We start from the raw sequence: 21,581 nt of genomic DNA on the forward strand, positions 1-21,581 counted from the left end.
CCAGGTCCGGATCTCAGTTCAGCTTGGAAATGGCCACATGGCGCAGCAGCTCGGCCACCGAAGCATCCATCACGTCGGTGAAAGGCTTGGGATGGATACCCATGTACAGCACCATGATCGCCAGCAGCGCCATCACCAGGAACTCGCGGCTGTTGATGTCGGTCAGCGCCTTCACGTCATCGTTGCCGGGCGCGCCCAGGTAGACCCGCTTGAACATCCACAGCGAGTAGGCCGCGCCGAAAATCAGCGCCGACGCCGCCAGCAGGCCGATCCAGAAGTTGGCCTTCACAGCGGCCAGGATCACCATCCACTCGCCGACGAAGCCAGCGGTTCCCGGCAGGCCGCAGTTGGCCATGGTGAACAGCAGGGCAAAGGCGGCAAACCGGGGCATCGTGTTGACCACGCCACCGTAAGAGGCAATCTCGCGGGAATGCACGCGGTCATACAGCACGCCGATCGACAGGAACATGGCGGCCGAGACGAAGCCGTGGGCAATCATCTGGACGATGGCGCCCGACACCCCCAGGTCGCTGAACACAAAGAAGCCCAGCGTCACGAAGCCCATGTGGGCCACCGACGAATAGGCCACCAGCTTCTTCATGTCCTGCTGGACCATCGCCACCAGGCCCACGTAGATCACGGCCACCAGCGACAGGGTGATCATCAGCCACGCCCACTCGTGCGAGGCATCGGGTGCGATGGGCAGCGAGAAGCGCAGGAAGCCGTAGGCACCGAGCTTGAGCATGATGGCGGCCAGCACGGCCGAACCGCCGGTCGGGGCTTCGACGTGCACATCGGGCAGCCAGGTGTGCACCGGCCACATCGGCACCTTCACGGCAAAGGCCGCAAAGAAGGCAAAGAACAGCAGGGTCTGCGCGTTGGCGCCCAGCGGCAGCTTGTGCCAGGTCGCCAGATCGAAACTGCCGCCCGCCTGCAAGTACAGGTAGATCAGGGCCACCAGCATCAGCAGCGAACCCATCAGCGTGTACAGGAAGAACTTGAAAGCCGCGTAGATCTTGTTCGGTCCGCCCCAGATGCCGATGATCAGATACATCGGGATCAGTGTGGCCTCGAAGAACACGTAGAACAGCATCGCATCCAGCGAAGCGAACACACCGATCATCAGGCCCGAGAGGATCAGGAAGGCGCCCATGTACTGGTTCACGCGCTCGGTGATGACTTCCCAGCCGGCAATGACCACGATGACCGTGATGAAAGCAGTCAGCAGCACCAGCCACAGGGAGATGCCATCCACACCCAGGTGGTAGTGGATGTTGAAGCGCTCAATCCAGACGCTCTTCTCCACAAACTGCATCGCAGCCGAACCGACCTCGAAGCCGGTGTAGAGCGGAATGGTCACGGCCAGTCCCGCCAGTGCGCCCACCAGGGCGATCCAGCGGACCGCATTGGCATGCTCATCGCGGCCAAAGGCCAGCAGCACGGCGCCGAAAAAGATCGGCACCCAGATCGCAAGGCTCAGCAAACCCATGTTCTTGTTCTCCTTATTTGGCCAGCCAGACGAACCAGGTCATGAACAGCAGCACGCCAACAATCATCATCAGCGCGTAGTGGTAGAGGTAGCCGGACTGCAGGCGACGGACCACCCCCGAGATGGCGCCGATCAGCTTCCAGCTGGCATTGACGACGCCGCCCTCGATCACTCCGCGATCGCCACCCTTCCACAGACCGACACCGAGCGCACGGGCACCGCGCGCCAGCACGTTCTCGTTGAACCAGTCCATGTAGTACTTGTTCTCGAGGATGACGATCAGCGGACGCAAGGCACGGGCGAAGGCGGCGGGTACGGCCGGGTTGATCAGGTACATGTACCAGGCCGACACGGCTCCGGCCAGGGCCAGGTACAGCGGCGGCGTGGACAGCGCATGCGCGGCCATGGACAAGGGGCCGTGGAAGATCTCGGCGAACTTCGTCATGGCCGGGTGTGCCGCGGCGTTGATGGTGATGGCGTCCTTGAGGAAGTCACCGAACAGCATCGGCTGGATCGTCAGGTAGCCAATGACCACCGAAGGAATCGCCAGCAGCAGCAGCGGCACTGTCACCACCCAGGGCGACTCGTGCGGCTTGCCATCACCATGGTGCCCGTGATCATCGTGGTGATGATCGTCGTGGTGGGCGTCCGGGTTCTGGTCGTAGCGCTCCTTGCCGTGGAAGACCAGGAAGTAGAGACGGAACGAGTAGAACGAGGTCACGAACACGCCGGCCAGCACCGCGAAGTAGGCAAAACCGCTGCCCGGGAGGTTGCTGAAATGCACCGCCTCGATGATCGAGTCTTTGGAGTAGAAGCCCGAGAACAGCGGCGTGCCGATCAGGGCCAGGGTACCCAGCAGCGAGGTGATCCAGGTGATCGGCATGTACTTGCGCACGTTGCCCATCCAGCGGATGTCCTGGTTGTGGTGCATGCCCATGATGACCGAGCCGGCCGCCAGGAAAAGCAGGGCCTTGAAAAAGGCATGGGTCATCAGGTGGAACACCGCCACCGAGTAGGCCGAGGCGCCCAGCGCGACGGTCATGTAGCCCAGCTGCGACAGCGTCGAATAGGCCACCACACGCTTGATGTCGTTTTGGATGATGCCCAGGAAGCCCATGAACAGGGCAGTGATGGCACCGATGACCAGCACGAAGTTCAGGGCGGTGTCGGACAACTCGAACAGCGGCGACATGCGCGAGACCATGAAGATGCCGGCCGTCACCATCGTCGCCGCGTGGATCAGCGCCGAAATCGGGGTCGGGCCTTCCATGGAATCCGGCAGCCACACATGCAGCGGGAACTGGGCCGACTTGCCCATCGCGCCGATGAACAGGCAGATGCAGATCACGGTCACCAGCATCCAGGTCGTGCCCGGGAAGGTGATCTGGCCGAGGTCGCCAGCCTTGGCAAAGATCTCGGTGTAGTTCATCGTGCCGGTGTAGGCCACGATCAGGCCAATGCCCAGGATGAAGCCGAAGTCACCCACCCGGTTCACCAGGAAGGCCTTCATGTTGGCGAAGATGGCCGTCGGCTTGTTGAACCAGAAACCGATCAGCAGGTACGACACCAGACCCACCGCTTCCCAGCCGAAGAACAGCTGCAGCAGGTTGTTGCTCATCACCAGCATCAGCATGGAGAAGGTGAAGAGCGAGATGTACGCGAAGAAGCGGTTGTAGCCGGCGTCTTCCTCCATGTAGCCGATGGTGTAGATGTGCACCATCAGGGACACGAAGGTCACCACACACATCATCATGGCGGTCAGGCCATCGACCATGAAGCCGATTTCCATCTTCAGGCCGCCGATCACCATCCACTCGTAGATGGTTTCGTTGAAGCGGGCGCCGCCGATGACATCCTTGAGCGTCATCGCCGACAGGATGAACGCGACGAAGACACCCAGGATGGTGAAGGTGTGCGAGGCACGGCGACCGATGACGTTGCCGCCAAAGGTGGTGCCCAGGATGCCGGCCAGTGCCGAGCCCACCAGGGGAGCCAGCGGTACCGCCAGCAGTGTGCTTGCAGAAAGGGTTGTGCTCATCTTCTTGCCTGTTCTTTCGCGGGCTTCAACCCTTGAGGGTGTTGAGTTCCTCGACACTGATGCTGGAGCGGTTGCGGAACAGCAGGACCAGAATGGCCAGGCCGATCGCCGACTCGGCGGCAGCCACGGTCAGGATGAAGAACACGAACACCTGGCCGTGCATGTCACCCAGGTAGTGGGAGAACGCCACGAAATTCATGTTCACGGCCAGGAGCATCAGCTCGATGGCCATGAGCAGGACGATCAGGTTCTTCCGGTTCAGGAAGATGCCGATCACCGAGAGCGCGAACAGGATCGCGCCCACCGTCAGAAAATGTCCGAGTGTGAGGCTCATGCCTTGCCCTCCTCCGGGGTCGGGGCCGCTTCGGCGGCCTTCTGGGTCACGGCCATCGGGACCACGACGAGGCGGTCGGCGGCGCGCACACGCACCTGATCGCCGGGGTTGATGGCCTTGCTGTCCTTGCGCTGGCGCAGCGTCAGTGCGATGGCGGTGATCATCGCCACCAGCAGGATGACGGCCGCCACCTGGATCGGATACAGATATTCGGTGTAGAGCAGGATGCCCAGCGCCTTGGTGTTGGACACGTCGCTAGAGACAGCCGGTGCGCTGGAAGCAAGCGAGGGAAAGCCCACCCACATCACGGCAGCGATCTCGGCCGCGACGACGGCACCGATCACGGCCGCGAGAGGAAAGTGCTGCCAGAAGGTCCAGCGATCACCCTCGATGCGGATGTCCAGCATCATCACCACGAACAGGAAGAGCACCATCACGGCACCCAGGTACACCAGCACGAGGGTCAGACCCAGGAACTCCGCTTTCAGGATGAGCCACAAGGCGGCGGCCTGCGAGAAGGCCAGCATGAGATAGAGCACCGCGTGCACAGGATTGCGCGAGGTGATCACGCGGAAGGCTGCAAACAGCAGCACCGCCGCGAAGAGGTAGAAGAAACCGGTCTGGTAGTCCATGGGTCTGTGTCTTTCCCCGTCGCTCAGCGGTACTTCGCATCGGCTGCCTTGGCCGCGGCGATTTCGGGTTCGTAGCGGTCGCCCACCGCCAGCAGCATTTCCTTGGTGAAGTACAGGTCACCCCGCTTCTCACCGTGGTACTCGAGGATGTGGGTTTCGACAATCGCATCGACCGGGCAGGCTTCCTCGCAGAAGCCGCAGAAGATGCATTTGGTCAGGTCGATGTCGTAGCGGGTGGTGCGGCGGGTGCCGTCCTCGCGCTCGCCGGCCTCGATGGTGATGGCCATGGCCGGACAGATCGCTTCACACAGCTTGCAGGCAATGCAGCGCTCTTCGCCGTTCTCATAGCGGCGCTGGGCGTGCAGTCCGCGAAAACGCGGTGACAGCGGGGTCTTCTCTTCCGGGAACTGGACGGTGACCTTGCGGCGCAGGGCATAGCGGCCGGTCAGGGCCATGCCCTTGAACAGTTCAACCAGCAGGAAACTCTTGAAGAAGTCGCGGATCGAAAACGGGGCGACAGCGGTGGTGCTCATGGTCTGTGGTCCCAGCTTATTTCCAGATGTTCCAGGACGTCTGCATCAGGCCGCCGACCAGCAGCAGCCAGACCAGGGTCACGGGAATGAAGATCTTCCAGCCCAGGCGCATGATCTGGTCGTAACGGAAACGGGGGAAGGTGGCACGGATCCAGATGAACATGGACACCACGACAAAGGTCTTGATGCCCAGCCAGATCCAGCCCGGGATCCAGTTGAAGACGGCGCTGTCGATGGGCGGCAGCCAGCCACCCAGGAACATCAGCACCGCCAGGATGGACACCAGCCACATGCTGGCGTACTCGGCGAGGAAGAAGATCGCGAAACCCATGCCCGAGTACTCGACCATGTGGCCGGCCACGATCTCGGCCTCTCCCTCGACGACGTCGAACGGGTGCCGGTTGGTTTCGGCCACGCCGGAGATCAGGTACACCATGAAGATGGGCAGCAGGGGCAACCAGTTCCAGGAGAGGAAATTCAGGCCCATGTCGGCGCCCATGCCGCGCGACTGCGAAGCGACGATCTCACCCAGGTTCAGGCTGCCGGCGGTCATGACGACCACCAGGAAACAGAAACCGATGGCGATTTCGTAGCTCACCATCTGCGCCGAGGCTCGCAAGGCGCCCAGGAAGGCGTACTTCGAGTTTGACGCCCAGCCGGCGATGATCACACCGTAGACCTCGATGGAGGTGATGGCCAGGATGACCAGCAGGCCGGCGTTGATGTTCGCGATCACGGCTTCCGGGCCAAAGGGCACCGCCACCCAGGCGGCCAGCGCGGGCATGATGGCCATGATGGGACCGAGGCGGAACAGGCCGTTGGCGGCCGCAGACGGACGGATCAACTCCTTGGTCAGCAGCTTGACGGCGTCGGCGATCGGTTGCAGCAGGCCTGCAGGCCCCACGCGGTTGGGTCCGTAGCGCACCTGCATGAACCCCAGCAGCTTGCGTTCCCACAGGGTGAGGTAAGCCACGGCACCCATCAGCGGCGCCAGCAAGGCGACGATCTTGAGCAAGCCCCAGATCACCGGCCAGGCGGCGGTCGTCCACCAGGAAGCGTTGATGAGGCCGAGACCTCCGTTGTACATCGCGTCGATCATGCGTGGGCTCCTTGCTCCGCAGCGCGGGCGGCGCGTGCATCGCTCGTGAGTTGCAGCGAGGTGGCACGGCGCACCAGCGAGTCAAGCTCGTAGATGGCGGCCACGCAAGGCTGTTGACGGGCCGGCGTGAGGTCTGCCCCGGCAGGACCGGTCACGGTGTCGGCATTGGACAGGCGCGCAGCGTCGACGGTGTCACCGCTGGCCACACCAGGCAGCGCACTGGCCAGCACGGCCTGCGAAGAATCGGCGTCAAATCCCGGCAGACCCAGCAGGTTGCCCAGCACGCGCAACACCTTCCAGCCCGGACGGGCTTCGCCCAAGGGACGCACGACCGCATGGAAGCTTTGCAGACGCCCCTCGGCGTTGACGAAGGAGCCCGAGGTTTCGGTGAAGGGCGCGATGGGCAGGAGCACATCGCTGATGTCCAGATTGGTCTTGAACGGGCTGAGGGTGACCACCATCTCGGCGGAGGCCAGGCCCTGTGAACCGGCCGCGCTGTCGCGATCAGGTTCGTTGTTCAGGAGAATCGCCGCCTTCAGGCCACCCGTGGCGAGCATCTGACCCGCGTGGAGCCCACCCTGGGCAGGCACGGCGCCTACCAGCTGCGCGCCGACGGTGTTGGCTGCCTCGGTAAGGTAGCCCACCGATGCACCCGTCTGCTGGCCGATCCAGTTGGCCAGGGCCAGCAGGCTGGAAGCCTTCTCGTGATGTGCAGCGGCGTTGCCCAGCAGGACCGCCTTGTGTTCGCCACCCAGCAGGGATTTGGCGATGGCCTTGGCTTCGTCGGTCACCTGACCGGCCACGGGCGAAGACACGCCCTGCTCGGCCGCGATGGCGGCCACCACATTGGCCAGAGCGGCCACCCAGACGCTCGCGTCAGCCACCACCGTGGTGGCCAGCGGCATCGCCCAGTCCTGGGCAGCGCCGGCAATCACGCTGACCTGGGCGCCCTTGCGGGCCGCCTGGCGGATGCGCTGGGCGAACAGCGGATGGTCCTTGCGCAGGTTGGAGCCGACCACCAGCACGCGTTGCAGGGACGACAGGCTGGCAATCGAAGTGCCCAGCCAGCGGGACTTGCCCGCAGGTGCCAGGTTGGTGAAGTCGGCGTGACGCAGACGGCTGTCGATGTTCTGGCTGCCCAGACCACGCACCAGAGCACCAGCCAGCGCCAGCTCCTCGACGGTGCTGTGCGGGCTGGCCAGCAGACCAATCGCCTGTGCACCATGCTTGTCCTTCACGCACTTGAGGCCGTGCGCCGCATACTCGAGGGCCGTCTGCCAGTCGACGGTCTGCCACTGGCCGCCCTGCTTGAGCATGGGCTGTGTAAGGCGTTCCTCGCTGTTGACCGCCTCGTACGAGAAGCGGTCCCGGTCGGCGATCCAGCACTCGTTGACAGCGTCGTTCTCCAGGGGCACCACGCGCATGACCTTGTGGTTCTTGACCTGGACGATCAGGTTGGCGCCGGTCGAGTCGTGCGGACTGACGCTCTTGCGGCGCGACAGCTCCCAGGTCCGGGCGCTGTAGCGGAAGGGCTTGCTGGTCAGGGCCCCCACCGGACAGATGTCGATCATGTTGCCCGACAGCTCGGAATCCACCGTGGCACCCACGAAGGTCTCGATTTCGGAATGCTCGCCGCGATGGGACATGCCCAGTTCCATGACACCGGCGATTTCCTGACCGAACCGCACACACCGGGTGCAGTGGATGCAGCGGCTCATTTCCTCCATGGAAATCAGCGGCCCGACGTTCTTGTGGAACACCACGCGCTTTTCTTCCTCGTAGCGCGAGGCTCCGCCGCCGTAGCCGACGGCCAGATCCTGCAGCTGGCACTCACCGCCCTGGTCGCAGATCGGGCAGTCCAGCGGGTGGTTGATCAGCAGGAACTCCATGACCGACTTCTGGGCCTTGATGGCCTTCTCGGACTTGGTGCGCACGATCATGCCCATCGTCACGGGCGTGGCGCAGGCGGGCATGGGCTTGGGCGCCTTTTCCACATCCACCAGGCACATGCGGCAATTGGCGGCGATGGAGAGCTTCTTGTGGTAGCAGAAGTGAGGGATGTAGGTGCCGGCCTTTTCGGCGGCATGCATCACCATGCTGCCCGGGGGCACTTCGACCTTCTGGCCGTCGATTTCGATTTCAACCATGGCTGTTCGTCTCGTGTTCAGGCGGCCTGTCCAGTGGTGGAGCTGGTGCTGGCGGCGTCGGACTTGATCATGGCCGCGAACTCCGGCCGGAAATGCTTGAGCATGGCCCGCACCGGCATGGCAGCGGCATCGCCCAGCGCGCAGATGGTGCGGCCCATGATGTTCTCGGCCACGTTGTCGAGCAGGTCCATGTCGGCAGGACGTCCCTCGCCGCGGTGGATGCGGTCGACCAGGCGCCACAACCAGCCCGTGCCTTCGCGGCAGGGCGTGCACTGTCCACAGGATTCGTGCATGTAGAAATAGGACAGTCGCTTGAGCGACTCGACCATGCAGCGGCTGTCATCCATGACGATCACGGCGCCCGAACCCAGCATCGATCCCGCCTTGGAGATCGAGTCGTAGTCCATGGTGCACTCCATCATGATGTGCGCAGGCAGCACGGGGGCCGAAGAACCGCCGGGAATCACCGCCTTGAGCTGGCGGCCGGTGCGAACGCCACCGGCCAGCTCCAGCAGCTTGGCGAAGGGGGTGCCCATCGGCACCTCGTAGTTGCCCGGCTGGTTGACATCACCACTGACCGAGAAGATCTTGGTGCCGCCGTTGTTGGGCTTGCCACACTCCAGGTAGGCCTGCCCACCGTTGCGGATGATCCAGGGCACCGCCGCGAAGGTTTCGGTGTTGTTGATGGTGGTGGGCTTGCCGTACAGACCGAAGCTGGCCGGGAACGGCGGCTTGAAGCGGGGCTGGCCCTTCTTGCCTTCCAGGGATTCGAGCAGCGCGGTTTCTTCGCCGCAGATGTAGGCGCCGAAGCCGTGGTGGGCATGGAGCTGGAACGAGTAGTTCGAGCCCATGATGTTGTTGCCGAGGTAGCCGGCCGCGCGGGCTTCTTCCAGGGCCGCCTCGAAGCGTTCGTACACCTCGAAGATCTCGCCGTGGATGTAGTTGTAGCCCACGCTGATGCCCATGGCATACGCCGCGATCGCCATACCTTCGATGACGATGTGCGGGTTGTACATGAGGATGTCGCGGTCCTTGCAGGTACCCGGCTCCCCTTCGTCAGAGTTGCAGACAAGGTACTTCTGACCCGGGAACTGGCGGGGCATGAAGCTCCACTTCAGGCCAGTGGGGAAACCTGCGCCTCCGCGGCCGCGCAGCGCAGAGTCCTTGACGGTCGCAATGACCTGATCCTGCGTCAGGCCTTCACCGCCGTCCTTGCCCAGGATCTTGCGCAGGGCCTGGTAGCCTCCACGCGCTTCGTAGTCCTTGAGCGACCAGTTGCTGCCGTTCAGACCCGCGTAGATCTGCGGGTTGATGTGCCGGTCATGGAAGCAGGTCTGCACGCCGGTGGCGCGGAACTGCTCGATCACTTGCTGGGCATTCATGCCTTGCCCTCCGCGGTCTTGAGGCCGTCGACCAGCTGGTCGAGCTTGTCGTTGCTCATGAAGCTGCACATGTTGCGGTCGTTCACCAGCATGACCGGTGCATCGGCACAGGCGCCCAGGCATTCGCACTGCTGCAGGGTGAACAGGCCGTCGGCGGTGGTGCCCCCCATCTCGATGCCCAGCTTGCGGGCCAGATGGGCCAGCGCCTCGTTGCCGCCGCGCAGCTGGCACGGCAGGTTGGTGCAGACGTTGAGCTTGTACTTGCCCACCGGCTGCTGGTTGTACATGTTGTAGAACGTGGTCACCTCATGCACGGCCATCGGGGCAATGCCCAGATAGGCTGCGATGGCCAGCTCGGCTTCCCGGCTGACATACCCCTGCTCCTGCTGGATGATCGACAGGCAGGCCATCACGGCCGACTGGGCCTGCTCGGCCGGGTACTTCGCGACTTCACGGGCAAAGCGCGCCTGGGTGGCCTCGCTCAGCGTCATGGCGCTCACGGCGCCCTGGGAAGGGTTGGAGATCATCGATCAATCTCTCCGAAAACGATGTCCATGGTGCCGATGATGGCAACCGCGTCAGCCAGCATGTGGCCCCTGGCCATCTCGTCCAGCGTGGCCAGGTGGGCGTAGCCCGGCGCCCGGATCTTCAGACGATAGGGCTTGTTCGCGCCATCGCTGACCAGGTAGATGCCGAACTCGCCCTTGGGATGCTCCACCGCCGCGTAAGCCTGGCCTTCCGGCACATGGAAGCCTTCCGTGAAGAGCTTGAAATGGTGGATCAGCTCTTCCATGTTGGACTTCATGGCTTCGCGCGAGGGCGGTGCCACCTTGTGGTTGTCGGTGATGACAGGGCCCGGGTTGGCGCGCAGCCAGTCCACACACTGCTTGATGATGCGGTTGGACTGGTTCATCTCCTCCATACGGACCAGATAGCGGTCGTATGTGTCGCCGGTCTTGCCGACAGGGACATCGAACTGCACGCGGTCGTACACATCGTAGGGCTGGGTCTTGCGCAGATCCCAGGCGATGCCCGAACCACGCAGCATCGGCCCGGTCATGCCCAGATTCAGCGCCCGCTCCGGAGACACGACACCAATGCCCACCGTGCGCTGCTTCCAGATGCGGTTGTCGGTCAGCAGCGTGTGGTACTCGGACAGGTACTTGGGGAAACGCTGCGTGAAGTCGTCAATGAAGTCCAGCAAGGATCCCTGGCGGTTCTTGTTCAGCTCGTCCAGCGCGCGTGCGTTGCGGATCTTGCTCACCTTGTACTGCGGCATGCTGTCCGGCAGGTCGCGGTAGACACCGCCCGGACGGAAGTAGGCCGCATGCATGCGGGCACCGGACACCGCCTCGTACATGTCGAACAGGTCTTCGCGCTCGCGGAAGGCGTAGATCAGGATGGTGGAACTGCCGCAGTCGTTGCCGTGCGAACCCAGCCACATCAGGTGGTTGAGCAGGCGGGTGATCTCGCTGAACATCACGCGGATGTACTGTGCACGGATCGGCACCTCGATGCCCAGCAGCTTCTCGATGGCCAGGCAGTAGGCGTGTTCGTTGCACATCATGGACACGTAGTCGAGACGGTCCATGTAGGGCAACGACTGGATGAAGGTCTTGTGCTCGGCGAGCTTCTCGGTCGCGCGGTGCAGCAGGCCAATGTGCGGATCGGCGCGCTGCACGACTTCGCCGTCGAGCTCGAGCACCAGGCGCAACACGCCGTGCGCGGCCGGGTGCTGCGGACCGAAGTTCAGGGTGTAGTTCTTGATTTCTGCCATGTCAGTTCTGCCCGGGCGTACCCTCAGTGCAGCCCCCCGTAGTTGTCCTCGCGGATGATTCGCGGGGTGTTCTCACGCGGCTCGATGCTCACCGGCTCGTAGACCACGCGCATGCGTTCGGCGTCGTAACGCATTTCCACATGACCCGACAGCGGGAAGTCCTTGCGGAACGGGTGCCCGATGAAGCCGTAGTCGGTGAGGATGCGGCGCAGGTCGTTGTGACCTTCGAAGACGATGCCGTACAGGTCGAAGGCTTCCCGTTCGTACCAGTTGGCCGAATTCCAGAGGTGCATGACCGACGGCACCACCGGAAAGTCATCGTCCGGACAGAAGACCCGCACGCGAACGCGCTGGTTGAGGCTCACCGAGAGGAGGTGCGAAACCGCCGCGAAGCGCAAGCCCTCCCAGCGACCATCACCGTAGTCGGCGTAGTCGATGCCGCACAGGTCGATCAACTGCTCAAAACGGGCCACCGGCGCGTCGCGCAGCGTCTGCATGACATCGATGTACTGGGCGGCATCGACCGTGACGGTGACCTCGTCCAGGGCCAGCTCGACCGACCGCACACGGCCATCGAGCAGGGAGGCAAGCTGATCCCGCAGGGCCTCGGGACGGATGGAGACGGATGGTGCTGAATGACTCATGGACCGGTTTCCAGGTTCGTGGGATCCGGCGCCTCAGGCGCGAGCGATGGTGTTGGTGCGGCGGATCTTCTGCTGCAACTGGATGATCCCGTAGATCAGGGCCTCCGCTGTGGGCGGGCAGCCGGGCACGTACACATCGACCGGAACGATCCGGTCGCATCCGCGCACCACCGAGTAGCTGTAGTGGTAGTAGCCGCCACCATTGGCGCACGACCCCATGGACAAGACCCAGCGGGGCTCGGCCATCTGGTCGTACACCTTGCGCAAGGCCGGTGCCATCTTGTTGCACAGCGTGCCTGCCACGATCATCAGATCGGACTGCCGGGGACTGGCGCGGAAGACCTCAGCACCAAAGCGGCCGATGTCGTAACGGGCTGCCGCGGCGTGCATCATCTCCACGGCGCAGCACGCCAGACCGAAGGTCATCGGCCACAGCGAACCCGTTTTGGCCCAGTTCACCACCGAGTCGTAGCTGGTGGTGACAAAGCCTTCCTTGAAAACACCTTCAATCATGAACTGCTCCAGTGCGTCGAGGGAAGAACGCGACGCGCGTCACGGCAGATCGCCTGCGGCGATCACTCCCAGTCGAGGGCGCCCTTCTTCCATTCGTAGGCAAAACCCACGACGAGAATGGCCAGGAAAACGACCCCTGCCCAGAAGCCGGTGGCACCGATATCGGTGAAGGCCACAGCCCAGGGAATCAGGAAGGCGATTTCCAGATCGAACAGAATGAACAGGATGGCCACCAGGTAGTAGCGGACATCGAATTTCATCCGGGCGTCTTCGAAAGCCTCGAAGCCGCATTCGTAAGGAGAGTTCTTCTCGGGATCGGGCCGGTTGGGGCCAAGGATGTATCCGAGGACTTGCGGAATGATGCCTACCGCAATACCGACCAGGACAAACAGAAGTACGGGAAGGTATTGTTCGAGACTCATCTTGCTGTTTCCGCTGGCATGGCCGTGGGAGCCATGTTTGCCAAAGATTGGTGCCGACGGCGAGACTCGAACTCGCACAGCTTTCGCCACTACCCCCTCAAGATAGCGTGTCTACCAATTTCACCACGTCGGCTTGGGTCTTCATTGCCGGGCCCGCTTGTGATGTGCGGACGGGCTCTCGGACAACCCATAGAGTTTACCCTGAAAAGGGTCCGGTTTCTCTCACCGGTGTCGGTTAAACGACGGATTTTGTGCGATGCGGCATCTTCTGACCGGAGCCTGACAAGCCCCGGTCATGCCATGGCATTACTTGGCAGGGATCTGGGCCGCGCCGCTGGCCGGTTGTGCATCGGCGGGCTTGGCCTGGTCGGCCGGAACCACCACGGGTGCCGCCCCCTCCAGCACGCTGCCCGATGGCGCAGCCGCCGGACGCAGGTTGCCGAAGTACGCCAAACCCAGCGTACAGGCCAGAAAGATGGCCGCGAGCACCGCCGTGCTGCGCGAGAGGAAATTGGCACCGCCGGAGGCGCCGAACAGGCTGGCCGAACCGGCACCGCCACCAAAAGCGGCCCCCGCGTCGGCACCCTTGCCGTGCTGCATCAGGATCAGGCCGATCATGCCGATGGCGGCCAGAATCTGCAGGGCCTGAAGAATGGTCATCAGAACTGTCATGGGTTCTCCGTAAGTTGTCTGTCTGAAGGGGCGCCCGCTCAGGCGGCGGCCACGATCTGCAGGAAGTCGGCCGCCTTGAGCGAGGCGCCGCCGATCAACCCGCCGTCAATGTCAGGTTGGGTCAGCAGGCTGGCGGCGTTGGCGGCATTCATGCTGCCGCCATAGAGGATGTGGATCCGCTTGGGGTTGGTGGTGGCCGCGGCCAGTTGGGCACGAAGCACCGCATGGACCTGCTGGGCCTGCTCGGGTGTTGCGGTCTTGCCGGTACCGATGGCCCAGACGGGCTCGTAGGCGACGACGATTTCCGTGATGCAATGGCCGACCGTGTGAATCACCGCAGCCAGCTGACGCTTGACCACGGCTTCTGTTTCACCGGCTTCGCGCTGCGCCAGGGTTTCCCCCACACACACGATCGGCGTCACACCACCCGCCAGCGCACGCTGCGCCTTGGCGGCCACAAGCTCGTCGGTTTCGCCGTGGTACTGGCGACGCTCGCTGTGGCCGACGATGGCATAGCGGCAACCGAAATCCTTGAGCATGGCCACGCTCACCTCACCCGTGTAGGCACCTTGCTCATGGGCAGACACATCCTGGGCACCCCAGGCGATGGGACTGCCCTGCAGCAGGGACTGCAGCTGGGCCAGGTAGGGTGCCGGCGCGCAGAGCGCTACATCACAGGCGGGCGAGCCGATGTCAGCCAGCATGGCCTTGACCAGGGCTTCATTGGCAGCCAGGCCGCCGTTCATCTTCCAGTTACCGGCAATCAGTTTGCGGGACATGGGGTTCTCCGGAATATTCAGGACCAGGTCAGCACGATCTTTCCGATGTGCTGGTTGGTTTCCATCAGGGCGTGGGCCTCCGCCGCGCGGGAGGCATCAAAGGTGCTGTGGATGACAGGCTTCACACCGCCCTGCTGCAGCAGCGGCCACACCTTGTCGTGCAACGAACGGGCGATCGCCGACTTGAACGCCACGGGACGTGGACGCAAGGTGGACCCGGTGATGACCAGGCGCCGACGCAGCACCAGGCCGGCGTTCAGCTCGGCTTTGACGCCACCCTGCACGGCAATGATGACCAGCCGGCCATCTTCAGCCAGACATTCGACCTCACGCGCCACGTAGTCGCCTGCGACCATGTCGAGAATGACATTGACGCCCTGCCCGCCGGTCAGCTCCTTGGCGACTGCCGAGAAATCCTGTGTGCGGTAGTTGATCGCATGGTCAGCGCCCAGGGCCAGGCAGGCCGCGCATTTGGCGTCACTGCCCGCGGTGGCCATGACCGTGGCACCGAAGGCCTTGGCCAGCTGGATGGCCGTCACACCAATGCCGCTGGTGCCCCCCTGGATCAGCAGGGTTTCACCCGGCTGCAGGCGGCCACGGTCGAACACATTGCTCCACACGGTGAAGAACGTCTCGGGCAGCGACGCTGCCTGGACATCGTCGAAACCGTCGGGCACCGGAAGGCACTGGCCCACAGGCGCCACGCAGTACTCGGCATAGCCGCCACCGGCGACCAGAGCGCACACGCGATCCCCCAGCGCCAATCCGGCCTCGGCCATGGCTGCGGCGTCACCCGATTCGATGACGCCCGACACCTCGAGACCCGGAAGGTCGGACGCGCCGGGCGGCGGTGGGTAGGCGCCGCTGCGCTGGAGTACATCGGGGCGGTTCACGCCCGACGCACGCACACGGATCAGCACCTCACCCGCACCGGCCACCGGCAGCGGTCGCTCGGTCGGGCGCAGCACGTCTGGCGCACCAAAGCGGCTGATCTCGATCGCACGCATGTGGCCGTCCGCTCCGGATTACTGTTGCTGCTGGGCCTGCTCGGCATCACCGCGGGGAGCGGCGTTGCGATCGATCAGGGCCTTCATGGACAGCTTGACGCGGCCCTTCTCGTCGGTCTCGAGCACCTTGACCTTCACGATCTGACCTTCCTTGAGGTAGTCGGTGACCTTCTCGACGCGCTCGTGGGCGATCTGGCTGATGTGCAGCAGACCGTCCTTGCCGGGCAGCAGGTTGACCAGGGCGCCGAAGTCCAGGATCTTGGTGATCGGGCCTTCGTAGACCTTGCCCACTTCCACCTCGGCCGTGATCTCGGCGATGCGGCGCTTGGCCTCTTCGGCCTTGGCACCGTCGGTGGAGGCGATGGTGATGGTGCCGTCTTCGCCAATGTCGATCTGGGTACCGGTCTCTTCGGTCAGCGCACGGATGGTGGCGCCGCCCTTGCCGATCACGTCACGGATCTTCTCCGGGTTGATCTTCATGGTGTACAGGCGCGGCGCGAAGTTGGAGATATCGGTCTTGGCCTCGCCCATGGCTTCCTGCATCTTGCCCAGGATGTGCATGCGCGCTTCCTTGGCCTGAGCCAGGGCGACCTGCATGATCTCCTTGGTGATGCCCTGGATCTTGATGTCCATCTGCAGAGCGGTGATGCCGTTGGTCGTGCCAGCCACCTTGAAGTCCATGTCGCCGAGGTGGTCCTCGTCACCCAGGATGTCGGTCAGCACGGCGAAGCGGTTGCCTTCCTTGATCAGGCCCATGGCGATGCCGGCCACGTGGGCCTTCATCGGCACGCCGGCGTCCATCAGCGCCAGGCAGCCGCCGCAGACGGAGGCCATCGACGAGGAGCCGTTGGACTCGGTGATTTCGGAAACCACGCGAATGGTGTAGGGGAAGTCTTCCTTGCTCGGCAGGGCGGCCACCAGGGCGCGCTTGGCCAGGCGGCCGTGGCCGATTTCGCGGCGCTTGGGGCTGCCCACGCGACCGGTTTCGCCGGTGGCGAACGGAGGCATGTTGTAGTGCAGCATGAAGCGGTCTTCGAAGTCGCCGGACAGGGCGTCAATGCGCTGCGCGTCGCGGTCGGTGCCCAGCGTGGCAATCACCAGGGCCTGGGTTTCACCGCGGGTGAACAGGGCCGAGCCGTGGGTGCGCGGCAGCACGCTGTTGCGGATCTCGATGGCGCGAACGGTGCGGGTGTCGCGGCCGTCGATGCGGGGTTCGCCGGCCAGGATCTGGCCGCGCACGATGGCGGCTTCAATGTTGAGCAGCAGGCCTTCGACGGCCACGCTGTCGAACTCCACGCCTTCGGCTTTCAGGCCGTCCATCACGGCGGCGTAGGCCTCGCGGCAGGCCTGGGTGCGGGCCTGCTTGTTGCGGATCTGGTAAGCGGCTTCGAGCTTGGCCTTGCCCAGGGCTTCGACCTTGGCGATCAGCGGCTCGTTCTTGGCCGGCGGCTGCCAATCCCACTCGGGCTTGCCGGCGTCGCGCACCAGCTCGTTGATGGCGGCGATGGCGATGTTGCCTTGCTCGTGGCCGAACACCACGGCGCCCAGCATGACCTCTTCAGACAGTTGTTCAGCTTCGGATTCAACCATCAGCACGGCGGCTTGCGTGCCGGCGACCACCAGATCCATCTGGCTGTTCTGGCGCTCGGTCTGGCCGGGGTTGAGCACGTACTGGCCGTTGATGTAGCCCACGCGGGCAGCACCGATCGGGCCGTTGAACGGGATACCGGAGATCGACAGGGCGGCCGAGGTGGCGATCATGGCGGCGATGTCGGCGTCCACTTCCGGGTTCAGCGACACGGTGTGGATGACCACCTGGACTTCATTGAAGAAGCCGTCCGGGAACAGCGGGCGGATCGGGCGGTCGATCAGGCGGCTGGTCAGGGTCTCGTACTCGGACGGACGGCCTTCGCGCTTGAAGAAGCTGCCCGGAATCTTGCCGGCGGCATAGGACTTTTCGAGGTAGTCGACGGTCAGGGGGAAGAAGTCCTGGCCGGCCTTGGCATCCTTCTTGGCGACGACGGTGGCCAGCACCACGGTGCCATCCATGTCGAGCAGCACGGCGCCGCTGGCCTGGCGGGCGATTTCGCCGGTTTCCATGCGGACCGTGTGCTGGCCCCACTGGAAGGTCTTGGTGACTTTGTTGAACATGGTCATGGTGTTCTCCTGTGTGTTGGGCGCATGGGCTGCACCCGGTGCCTGGAGGCCATTGAAACAGAACACGATGCCATTCCAGCGGAGCTGAGGACCGCTTCAGGTCCGTTGGAATGACACAGCTTCGCTCTGCTTTTCAGCGGTCTCCGTGTGGATAAAGCGCAAAACGCCTGAGCCAGCGAACCAACCCAGGCGTTTTCTGCATGCTGCAGCGCTCGATTACTTGCGCAGGCCCAGCTTCTGGATCAGGGCCACGTAGCGGTCAGCGTCCTTGGACTTGAGGTAGTCCAGCAGCTTGCGGCGGCGGCTGACCATCTTCAGCAGACCGCGACGACCGTGGTGGTCCTTCTTGTGCTGCTGGAAGTGGGGGGTCAGTTCGTTGATGCGGGCGGTCAGGATGGCGACCTGCACTTCAGGGCTGCCGGTGTCGTTGGCGGCACGGGCGTTCTCGGCCACCACAGCGGCCTTGACGGATTTTTCGATCATGGTTTTTCCAATCAGGTTACTTGCGACCCGTCGCAGCGACCCCCTTCAGGGGATGCCGCAACGGGCGTGATGCTGCTGTAAATGCACACAGCAACCCGGCATTGTAACGTCAAACCCTCAACCAAGGAAGCGGTCATTCGGTCAGGCGGAACAAGACGTCAGGGTTGCATCTTCATCCGTGCATGGGACATGGCACGGGGCACCGTCACCTTCTGCTGCAGACCGGTGGATTGGTCATCCCGAAGCTGAGCATGTTGCCGCCGTTGATGATGCAGGCGTGGCTCTGCCGATTGGCGGTCTTGACATTGACGTAGGTGTTGGTGCCTTCGGTCCGGCGATCCACGATGGTCACCTCTTCGGCCTTGACTCCCATCGCGCCCCCCACCTCGGATCGGATGCGCTCGTCAGTGAGCATGTTGGTGTTGCCCGCCAAGGTGCCGCAGCCCCCAGACAGGACCACCAGCGGGATCAGGACGCTTGTACGCAATTTCATGATGAGACTCCTTGTTGAAAAGAAAACGGCTCTGCGCTTACCGCCAGGCGCCCTGCCCCGACGAGACGAAGCCCGGGGCAGACGCCCATAGGGAACGCAGGTGGGGGGTATCAGGCCAACGGCTTGCGGGCCACCATGAAGACGCGGATGTCCTTGCCTTTGGTGCCGTGGCGCTCGACCGCCTCGATGGCCAGACCATGGCGAACCAGCGCGGCCTGCAGGTGCGCCGCATCGAAGCACAGCACATGGGGCGCCTTGCCGATGGCACGCATCAGCGGCAACGCCAGGCGCGGCACCAGCGGGTTCATCTCGTTGAGACACGCGGTCTTGGAGATGAACAGCCCGCCAGGCCGCAGCGCCTGCACGACCGCGTCAATCGCATGGTCAAGGTCGTCGACAAGGTGAAGCAGATTGAACGCCAGCACCGCATCCCAGGCGCCGTGCCCGAACACCGGTGCGTCCGCATCGGCGACCGCGAGTTCCAGCTGTGGCACGGGCTGGGCGGCCAGTTTTTCACGCGCAATGGTGATCATTTCGGCCGACACGTCGGTGGCCAGCAGGCGCCGGGTTCGCGATGCCAGCCGCAGCGCCGTGCTGCCCGTGCCGCAGCCGATTTCCAGCACGTCGTGGCTGGTCGACAGCAGACCCTGCACCCGACGCAGCGTGGCCTCGTAGCCCGGCAGGTCGGCAATCGGGTCGGCCGCGTACTTGCGGGCGATGCGGTCCCAGAAACGGGCCTTGCGGGCCAGGGCCGCACCGGCCGATGACAGCTCGGGAGACACCGCGGTGGCTGTGGCAGCAGGCGAATAACGGGTCATGACAGAAGGCACGTGAGGCTCGATGAACAATGAACGGATGCTATCCATGCAAAGTTTTGCAGGGAATTGCGTTAAATTGCAGCCCACCTATACACAAACGCATGGATAACATCGACTGGAACCAACTGAGGGCTTTCCTGGCCACGGCCCAGGCCGGGTCGTTGTCGGCAGCAGCGCGCCAGCTCGGCCTGACGCAGCCCACCCTGAGCCGGCAGGTCGCGGCCATTGAGCAGCGCCTGGGGGTGACCCTGTTCGAGCGGGTGGGCAAGGGCCTGGCACTCACCTCCACGGGCCACGAACTGCTGGAGCACGCCCGTGCGATGGGCGCAGCGGCCGATGCCCTGAGCCTGGTGGCCAGCGGGCGCTCACAGGCGCCAGGTGGCGTGGTGTCGGTATCGGCCAGCGATGCGGTGGCGGCCTATTTGCTGCCACCGATGGTGCGGCGCCTGCGCGAGCAGGAGCCGGGCATTGCCATCGAGGTCATTCCATCGAACGCACTGAGTGACCTGCTGCGACGCGAGGCCGACATCGCCATCCGGCACGTCAAGCCCGAACAGCCCGAGCTCATCGCACGGCTGGTCCGGGAGGCCACCGCCGGCTTCTATGCTTCCAGGGACTGGGTGCAAGTCCACGGTCATCCCCGCGCCGCCGAAGAGGCCGCGGCCCTGCCTTTCGTGGGTGCGGAGCGGGACGGCCGCTACCTGACTTACCTTCAGCAGCACGGCCTGCCAGTGAAGGAGGGGAATTTCAGCTGCTACGCCGAGCACTCGGTGGCCCATTGGGCACTGGTGCGGCAGGGGATGGGAATCGGAGCCATGATGGAGGAGATTGCCTGCCAGACGCCCGACGTGGTGCGTGTGCTTGACGACGTCCCGCCGGTGCGCTTTCCCATCTGGCTGGTCTCGCACCGGGAGCTGCGCACGGCACGGCGGATACGGGTGGTGTTCGAGGCGCTGGCCGAGGGGCTGTCCCGGTGGCCTCAGGCGGCGGACAACCAGCCGGCCAGGCGCTGAACACCCGCTTCAAGCCGCCCCGGATCCCGGCTGGCAAAGCACCACCGCAGCCAGCCCGCGGCCTCGGCCCCAAACGCGCTGCCCGGCGCCAGCCCCAGACCCGCCTCGCGCACCAGACGCTTGGCGGTGAGGAGACAGTCGTCGTGCCCGGCCAGATGGAAGAACGCGTACATGCCACCCTTGGGATTGGCCACGGTGACGCCTGGCACACCCTGCAGCAGAGGCAGCAGGGTATCGCGGCACTGGCGCAGGTGGGCGACCAGGGCGGGCGTCACTTCGTCGGCATGTCGCAGGGCGGCGATCGCGCCGCGCTGCACGAACACCGGCGCGCACGAGGTGTTGAACTCGATCAGCTTGCCCACGGCGTGCGTCAGGGTCGGCGGCAACACCAGCCAGCCCAGGCGCCATCCGGTCATGAGAAAGCTCTTGGAGAAGCTGTGCGCCACGATGAGCCGGTCTTCCGGCGCAGCGATGTCCAGGAAACTGGGGGCCGCGCCGTTGGCCGTGTCGTCGGCGTAGTACAGACGCTCGTACACCTCGTCAGACAGGATCCAGGTTCCGGTCCGGCGGCAGTGGTCAAGGATGATCTGCTGCTCCTGGCGAGAGAGGGTCCAACCCGTCGGGTTGTTGGGCGCATTGAGCACCAGCAGGCGCGTGGCCGGCGTGATGGCCGCCAGCAGGGCCGTCAGGTCAAGCGACCAGGCACCGGCGCCGACAGGTCGGGCGGTGAGCGGCAGGTGCCGCACCCGCGCCCCCATGATGGCGGGTTGGGCCACCAGGTTGGGCCAGACGGGCGTGACAGCGACCACCTCGTCACCGGCTTCCAGCAGGGCCTGGCAGGCCAGCATGAGGCCGTTGACCCCGCCGGAGGTGACCGCAATTCGGTCGAACCAGTGGTCGGTGGTCTGCACCGGGTGCAGGGTGTGTGTGTAACCGGCGATGGCATGCCGGAGTTCGGGCAGACCGAGGTTGTGGGCATAGAAGGTCTCTCCAGCCTGCAGCGAGGCGATGGCCGCTTCGCGGATCGCCTCGGGCGTGACCTCATCGCTCTCTCCGAACCAGAAGCGCAGGACGCCGTCGCGACCCATGCCCTCGTTGGCCACCTCGCGAATGCGGGATTCCTCCAGCGATGCCACCACAGCTCTCATG

The 21,581-nt window shown here is 64.2% G+C and carries 22 protein-coding genes and 1 tRNA gene; 1 reads left to right on the forward strand and 22 read right to left on the reverse strand.

The features are described from left to right. Window positions 1–13: 13 nt before the first annotated feature. The 21 genes from ACFQNJ_RS06325 to ACFQNJ_RS06425 form a co-directional block, all read right to left on the reverse strand. Window positions 14–1,489 (reverse strand): NADH-quinone oxidoreductase subunit M, encoded by a 1,476-nt coding sequence (locus ACFQNJ_RS06325; RefSeq protein ID WP_374642728.1) that lies wholly within the window; start codon window positions 1,487–1,489, stop codon window positions 14–16. A 13-nt stretch (window positions 1,490–1,502) separates the two neighbouring features. Further along, on the reverse strand, window positions 1,503–3,527 hold the full coding sequence (nuoL, locus tag ACFQNJ_RS06330; protein WP_382255058.1) for an NADH-quinone oxidoreductase subunit L: 2,025 nt from the start codon (window positions 3,525–3,527) through the stop codon (window positions 1,503–1,505). 25 nt (window positions 3,528–3,552) lie between these two features. Next, complete coding sequence (nuoK, locus tag ACFQNJ_RS06335; protein WP_374642732.1) at window positions 3,553–3,861, reverse strand: NADH-quinone oxidoreductase subunit NuoK; 309 nt, start codon at window positions 3,859–3,861, stop codon at window positions 3,553–3,555. Further along, on the reverse strand, window positions 3,858–4,493 hold the full coding sequence (locus ACFQNJ_RS06340) for an NADH-quinone oxidoreductase subunit J (protein ID WP_382255061.1): 636 nt from the start codon (window positions 4,491–4,493) through the stop codon (window positions 3,858–3,860). Before ACFQNJ_RS06340 ends, nuoK begins: the two co-directional genes overlap by 4 nt. Window positions 4,494–4,516: 23 nt before the next feature. Continuing rightward, entirely contained in the window at window positions 4,517–5,026 is a 510-nt protein-coding gene (gene nuoI, locus ACFQNJ_RS06345) for an NADH-quinone oxidoreductase subunit NuoI (protein WP_374642736.1), read from the reverse strand. A 16-nt stretch (window positions 5,027–5,042) separates the two neighbouring features. Then, the gene (gene nuoH, locus ACFQNJ_RS06350; RefSeq protein WP_382255064.1) at window positions 5,043–6,125 is read right to left on the reverse strand and encodes an NADH-quinone oxidoreductase subunit NuoH; all 1,083 of its coding nucleotides are present in this window, start codon (window positions 6,123–6,125) and stop codon (window positions 5,043–5,045) included. After that, entirely contained in the window at window positions 6,122–8,272 is a 2,151-nt protein-coding gene (gene nuoG / locus ACFQNJ_RS06355; RefSeq protein ID WP_382255067.1) for an NADH-quinone oxidoreductase subunit NuoG, read from the reverse strand. The genes nuoH and nuoG overlap by 4 nt, the downstream gene beginning before the upstream one ends. Window positions 8,273–8,289: 17 nt before the next feature. Beyond that, window positions 8,290–9,654, reverse strand: a complete 1,365-nt coding sequence (gene nuoF / locus ACFQNJ_RS06360) for an NADH-quinone oxidoreductase subunit NuoF (RefSeq protein ID WP_382255069.1) — start codon at window positions 9,652–9,654, stop codon at window positions 8,290–8,292. Beyond that, the gene (nuoE, locus tag ACFQNJ_RS06365) at window positions 9,651–10,181 is read right to left on the reverse strand and encodes an NADH-quinone oxidoreductase subunit NuoE (protein ID WP_382255072.1); all 531 of its coding nucleotides are present in this window, start codon (window positions 10,179–10,181) and stop codon (window positions 9,651–9,653) included. The genes nuoF and nuoE overlap by 4 nt, the downstream gene beginning before the upstream one ends. After that, complete coding sequence (locus ACFQNJ_RS06370; protein ID WP_382255075.1) at window positions 10,178–11,431, reverse strand: NADH-quinone oxidoreductase subunit D; 1,254 nt, start codon at window positions 11,429–11,431, stop codon at window positions 10,178–10,180. The genes nuoE and ACFQNJ_RS06370 overlap by 4 nt, the downstream gene beginning before the upstream one ends. A gap of 23 nt (window positions 11,432–11,454) precedes the next feature. Then, complete coding sequence (locus ACFQNJ_RS06375) at window positions 11,455–12,075, reverse strand: NADH-quinone oxidoreductase subunit C (RefSeq protein ID WP_382255078.1); 621 nt, start codon at window positions 12,073–12,075, stop codon at window positions 11,455–11,457. A gap of 33 nt (window positions 12,076–12,108) precedes the next feature. Next, window positions 12,109–12,588 carry a NuoB/complex I 20 kDa subunit family protein gene (locus ACFQNJ_RS06380; protein ID WP_291010469.1) on the reverse strand — a complete coding sequence of 160 codons (480 nt, stop codon included), beginning with the start codon at window positions 12,586–12,588 and terminating at the stop codon, window positions 12,109–12,111. Between the two features lie 62 nt (window positions 12,589–12,650). Continuing rightward, window positions 12,651–13,010, reverse strand: coding sequence for an NADH-quinone oxidoreductase subunit A (locus ACFQNJ_RS06385; RefSeq protein WP_374641507.1), 360 nt, complete (start codon window positions 13,008–13,010; stop codon window positions 12,651–12,653). Between the two features lie 48 nt (window positions 13,011–13,058). Beyond that, window positions 13,059–13,143, reverse strand: a tRNA-Leu gene (locus tag ACFQNJ_RS06390). A gap of 173 nt (window positions 13,144–13,316) precedes the next feature. Beyond that, on the reverse strand, window positions 13,317–13,682 hold the full coding sequence (gene secG / locus ACFQNJ_RS06395; RefSeq protein WP_374641509.1) for a preprotein translocase subunit SecG: 366 nt from the start codon (window positions 13,680–13,682) through the stop codon (window positions 13,317–13,319). Between the two features lie 38 nt (window positions 13,683–13,720). Further along, window positions 13,721–14,461, reverse strand: a complete 741-nt coding sequence (gene tpiA, locus ACFQNJ_RS06400) for a triose-phosphate isomerase (protein WP_382255082.1) — start codon at window positions 14,459–14,461, stop codon at window positions 13,721–13,723. Window positions 14,462–14,478: 17 nt separating this feature from the next. Next, window positions 14,479–15,468, reverse strand: coding sequence for an NAD(P)H-quinone oxidoreductase (locus ACFQNJ_RS06405; protein ID WP_382255085.1), 990 nt, complete (start codon window positions 15,466–15,468; stop codon window positions 14,479–14,481). 18 nt (window positions 15,469–15,486) lie between these two features. Continuing rightward, window positions 15,487–17,625 carry a polyribonucleotide nucleotidyltransferase gene (pnp, locus tag ACFQNJ_RS06410; RefSeq protein ID WP_382255088.1) on the reverse strand — a complete coding sequence of 713 codons (2,139 nt, stop codon included), beginning with the start codon at window positions 17,623–17,625 and terminating at the stop codon, window positions 15,487–15,489. A gap of 216 nt (window positions 17,626–17,841) precedes the next feature. Then, window positions 17,842–18,108, reverse strand: coding sequence for a 30S ribosomal protein S15 (rpsO, locus tag ACFQNJ_RS06415; RefSeq protein WP_374641517.1), 267 nt, complete (start codon window positions 18,106–18,108; stop codon window positions 17,842–17,844). Window positions 18,109–18,313: 205 nt separating this feature from the next. Beyond that, entirely contained in the window at window positions 18,314–18,601 is a 288-nt protein-coding gene (locus tag ACFQNJ_RS06420) for a hypothetical protein (protein WP_382255091.1), read from the reverse strand. A gap of 110 nt (window positions 18,602–18,711) precedes the next feature. After that, window positions 18,712–19,419: a class I SAM-dependent methyltransferase gene (locus ACFQNJ_RS06425; protein WP_382255094.1), complete on the reverse strand. Its 708-nt coding sequence runs from the start codon at window positions 19,417–19,419 to the stop codon at window positions 18,712–18,714. A 101-nt stretch (window positions 19,420–19,520) separates the two neighbouring features. Here ACFQNJ_RS06425 and ACFQNJ_RS06430 point away from each other — a divergent pair, with 101 nt between their 5' ends. Next, entirely contained in the window at window positions 19,521–20,432 is a 912-nt protein-coding gene (locus ACFQNJ_RS06430) for a LysR family transcriptional regulator (RefSeq protein WP_382255097.1), read from the forward strand. Here the strand turns inward: ACFQNJ_RS06430 and ACFQNJ_RS06435 are convergent. Next, a complete protein-coding gene (locus ACFQNJ_RS06435) occupies window positions 20,399–21,580 on the reverse strand; it encodes a pyridoxal phosphate-dependent aminotransferase (protein ID WP_382255100.1) in 1,182 nt (393 codons plus the stop codon). The two genes, ACFQNJ_RS06430 and ACFQNJ_RS06435, sit on opposite strands and share 34 nt — an antisense overlap. Window position 21,581: the final 1 nt, after the last annotated feature.

Source organism: Hydrogenophaga bisanensis (assembly GCF_042665135.1).
In the GTDB taxonomy this organism is placed as follows: Bacteria; Pseudomonadota; Gammaproteobacteria; order Burkholderiales; family Burkholderiaceae_C; genus Hydrogenophaga; species Hydrogenophaga bisanensis.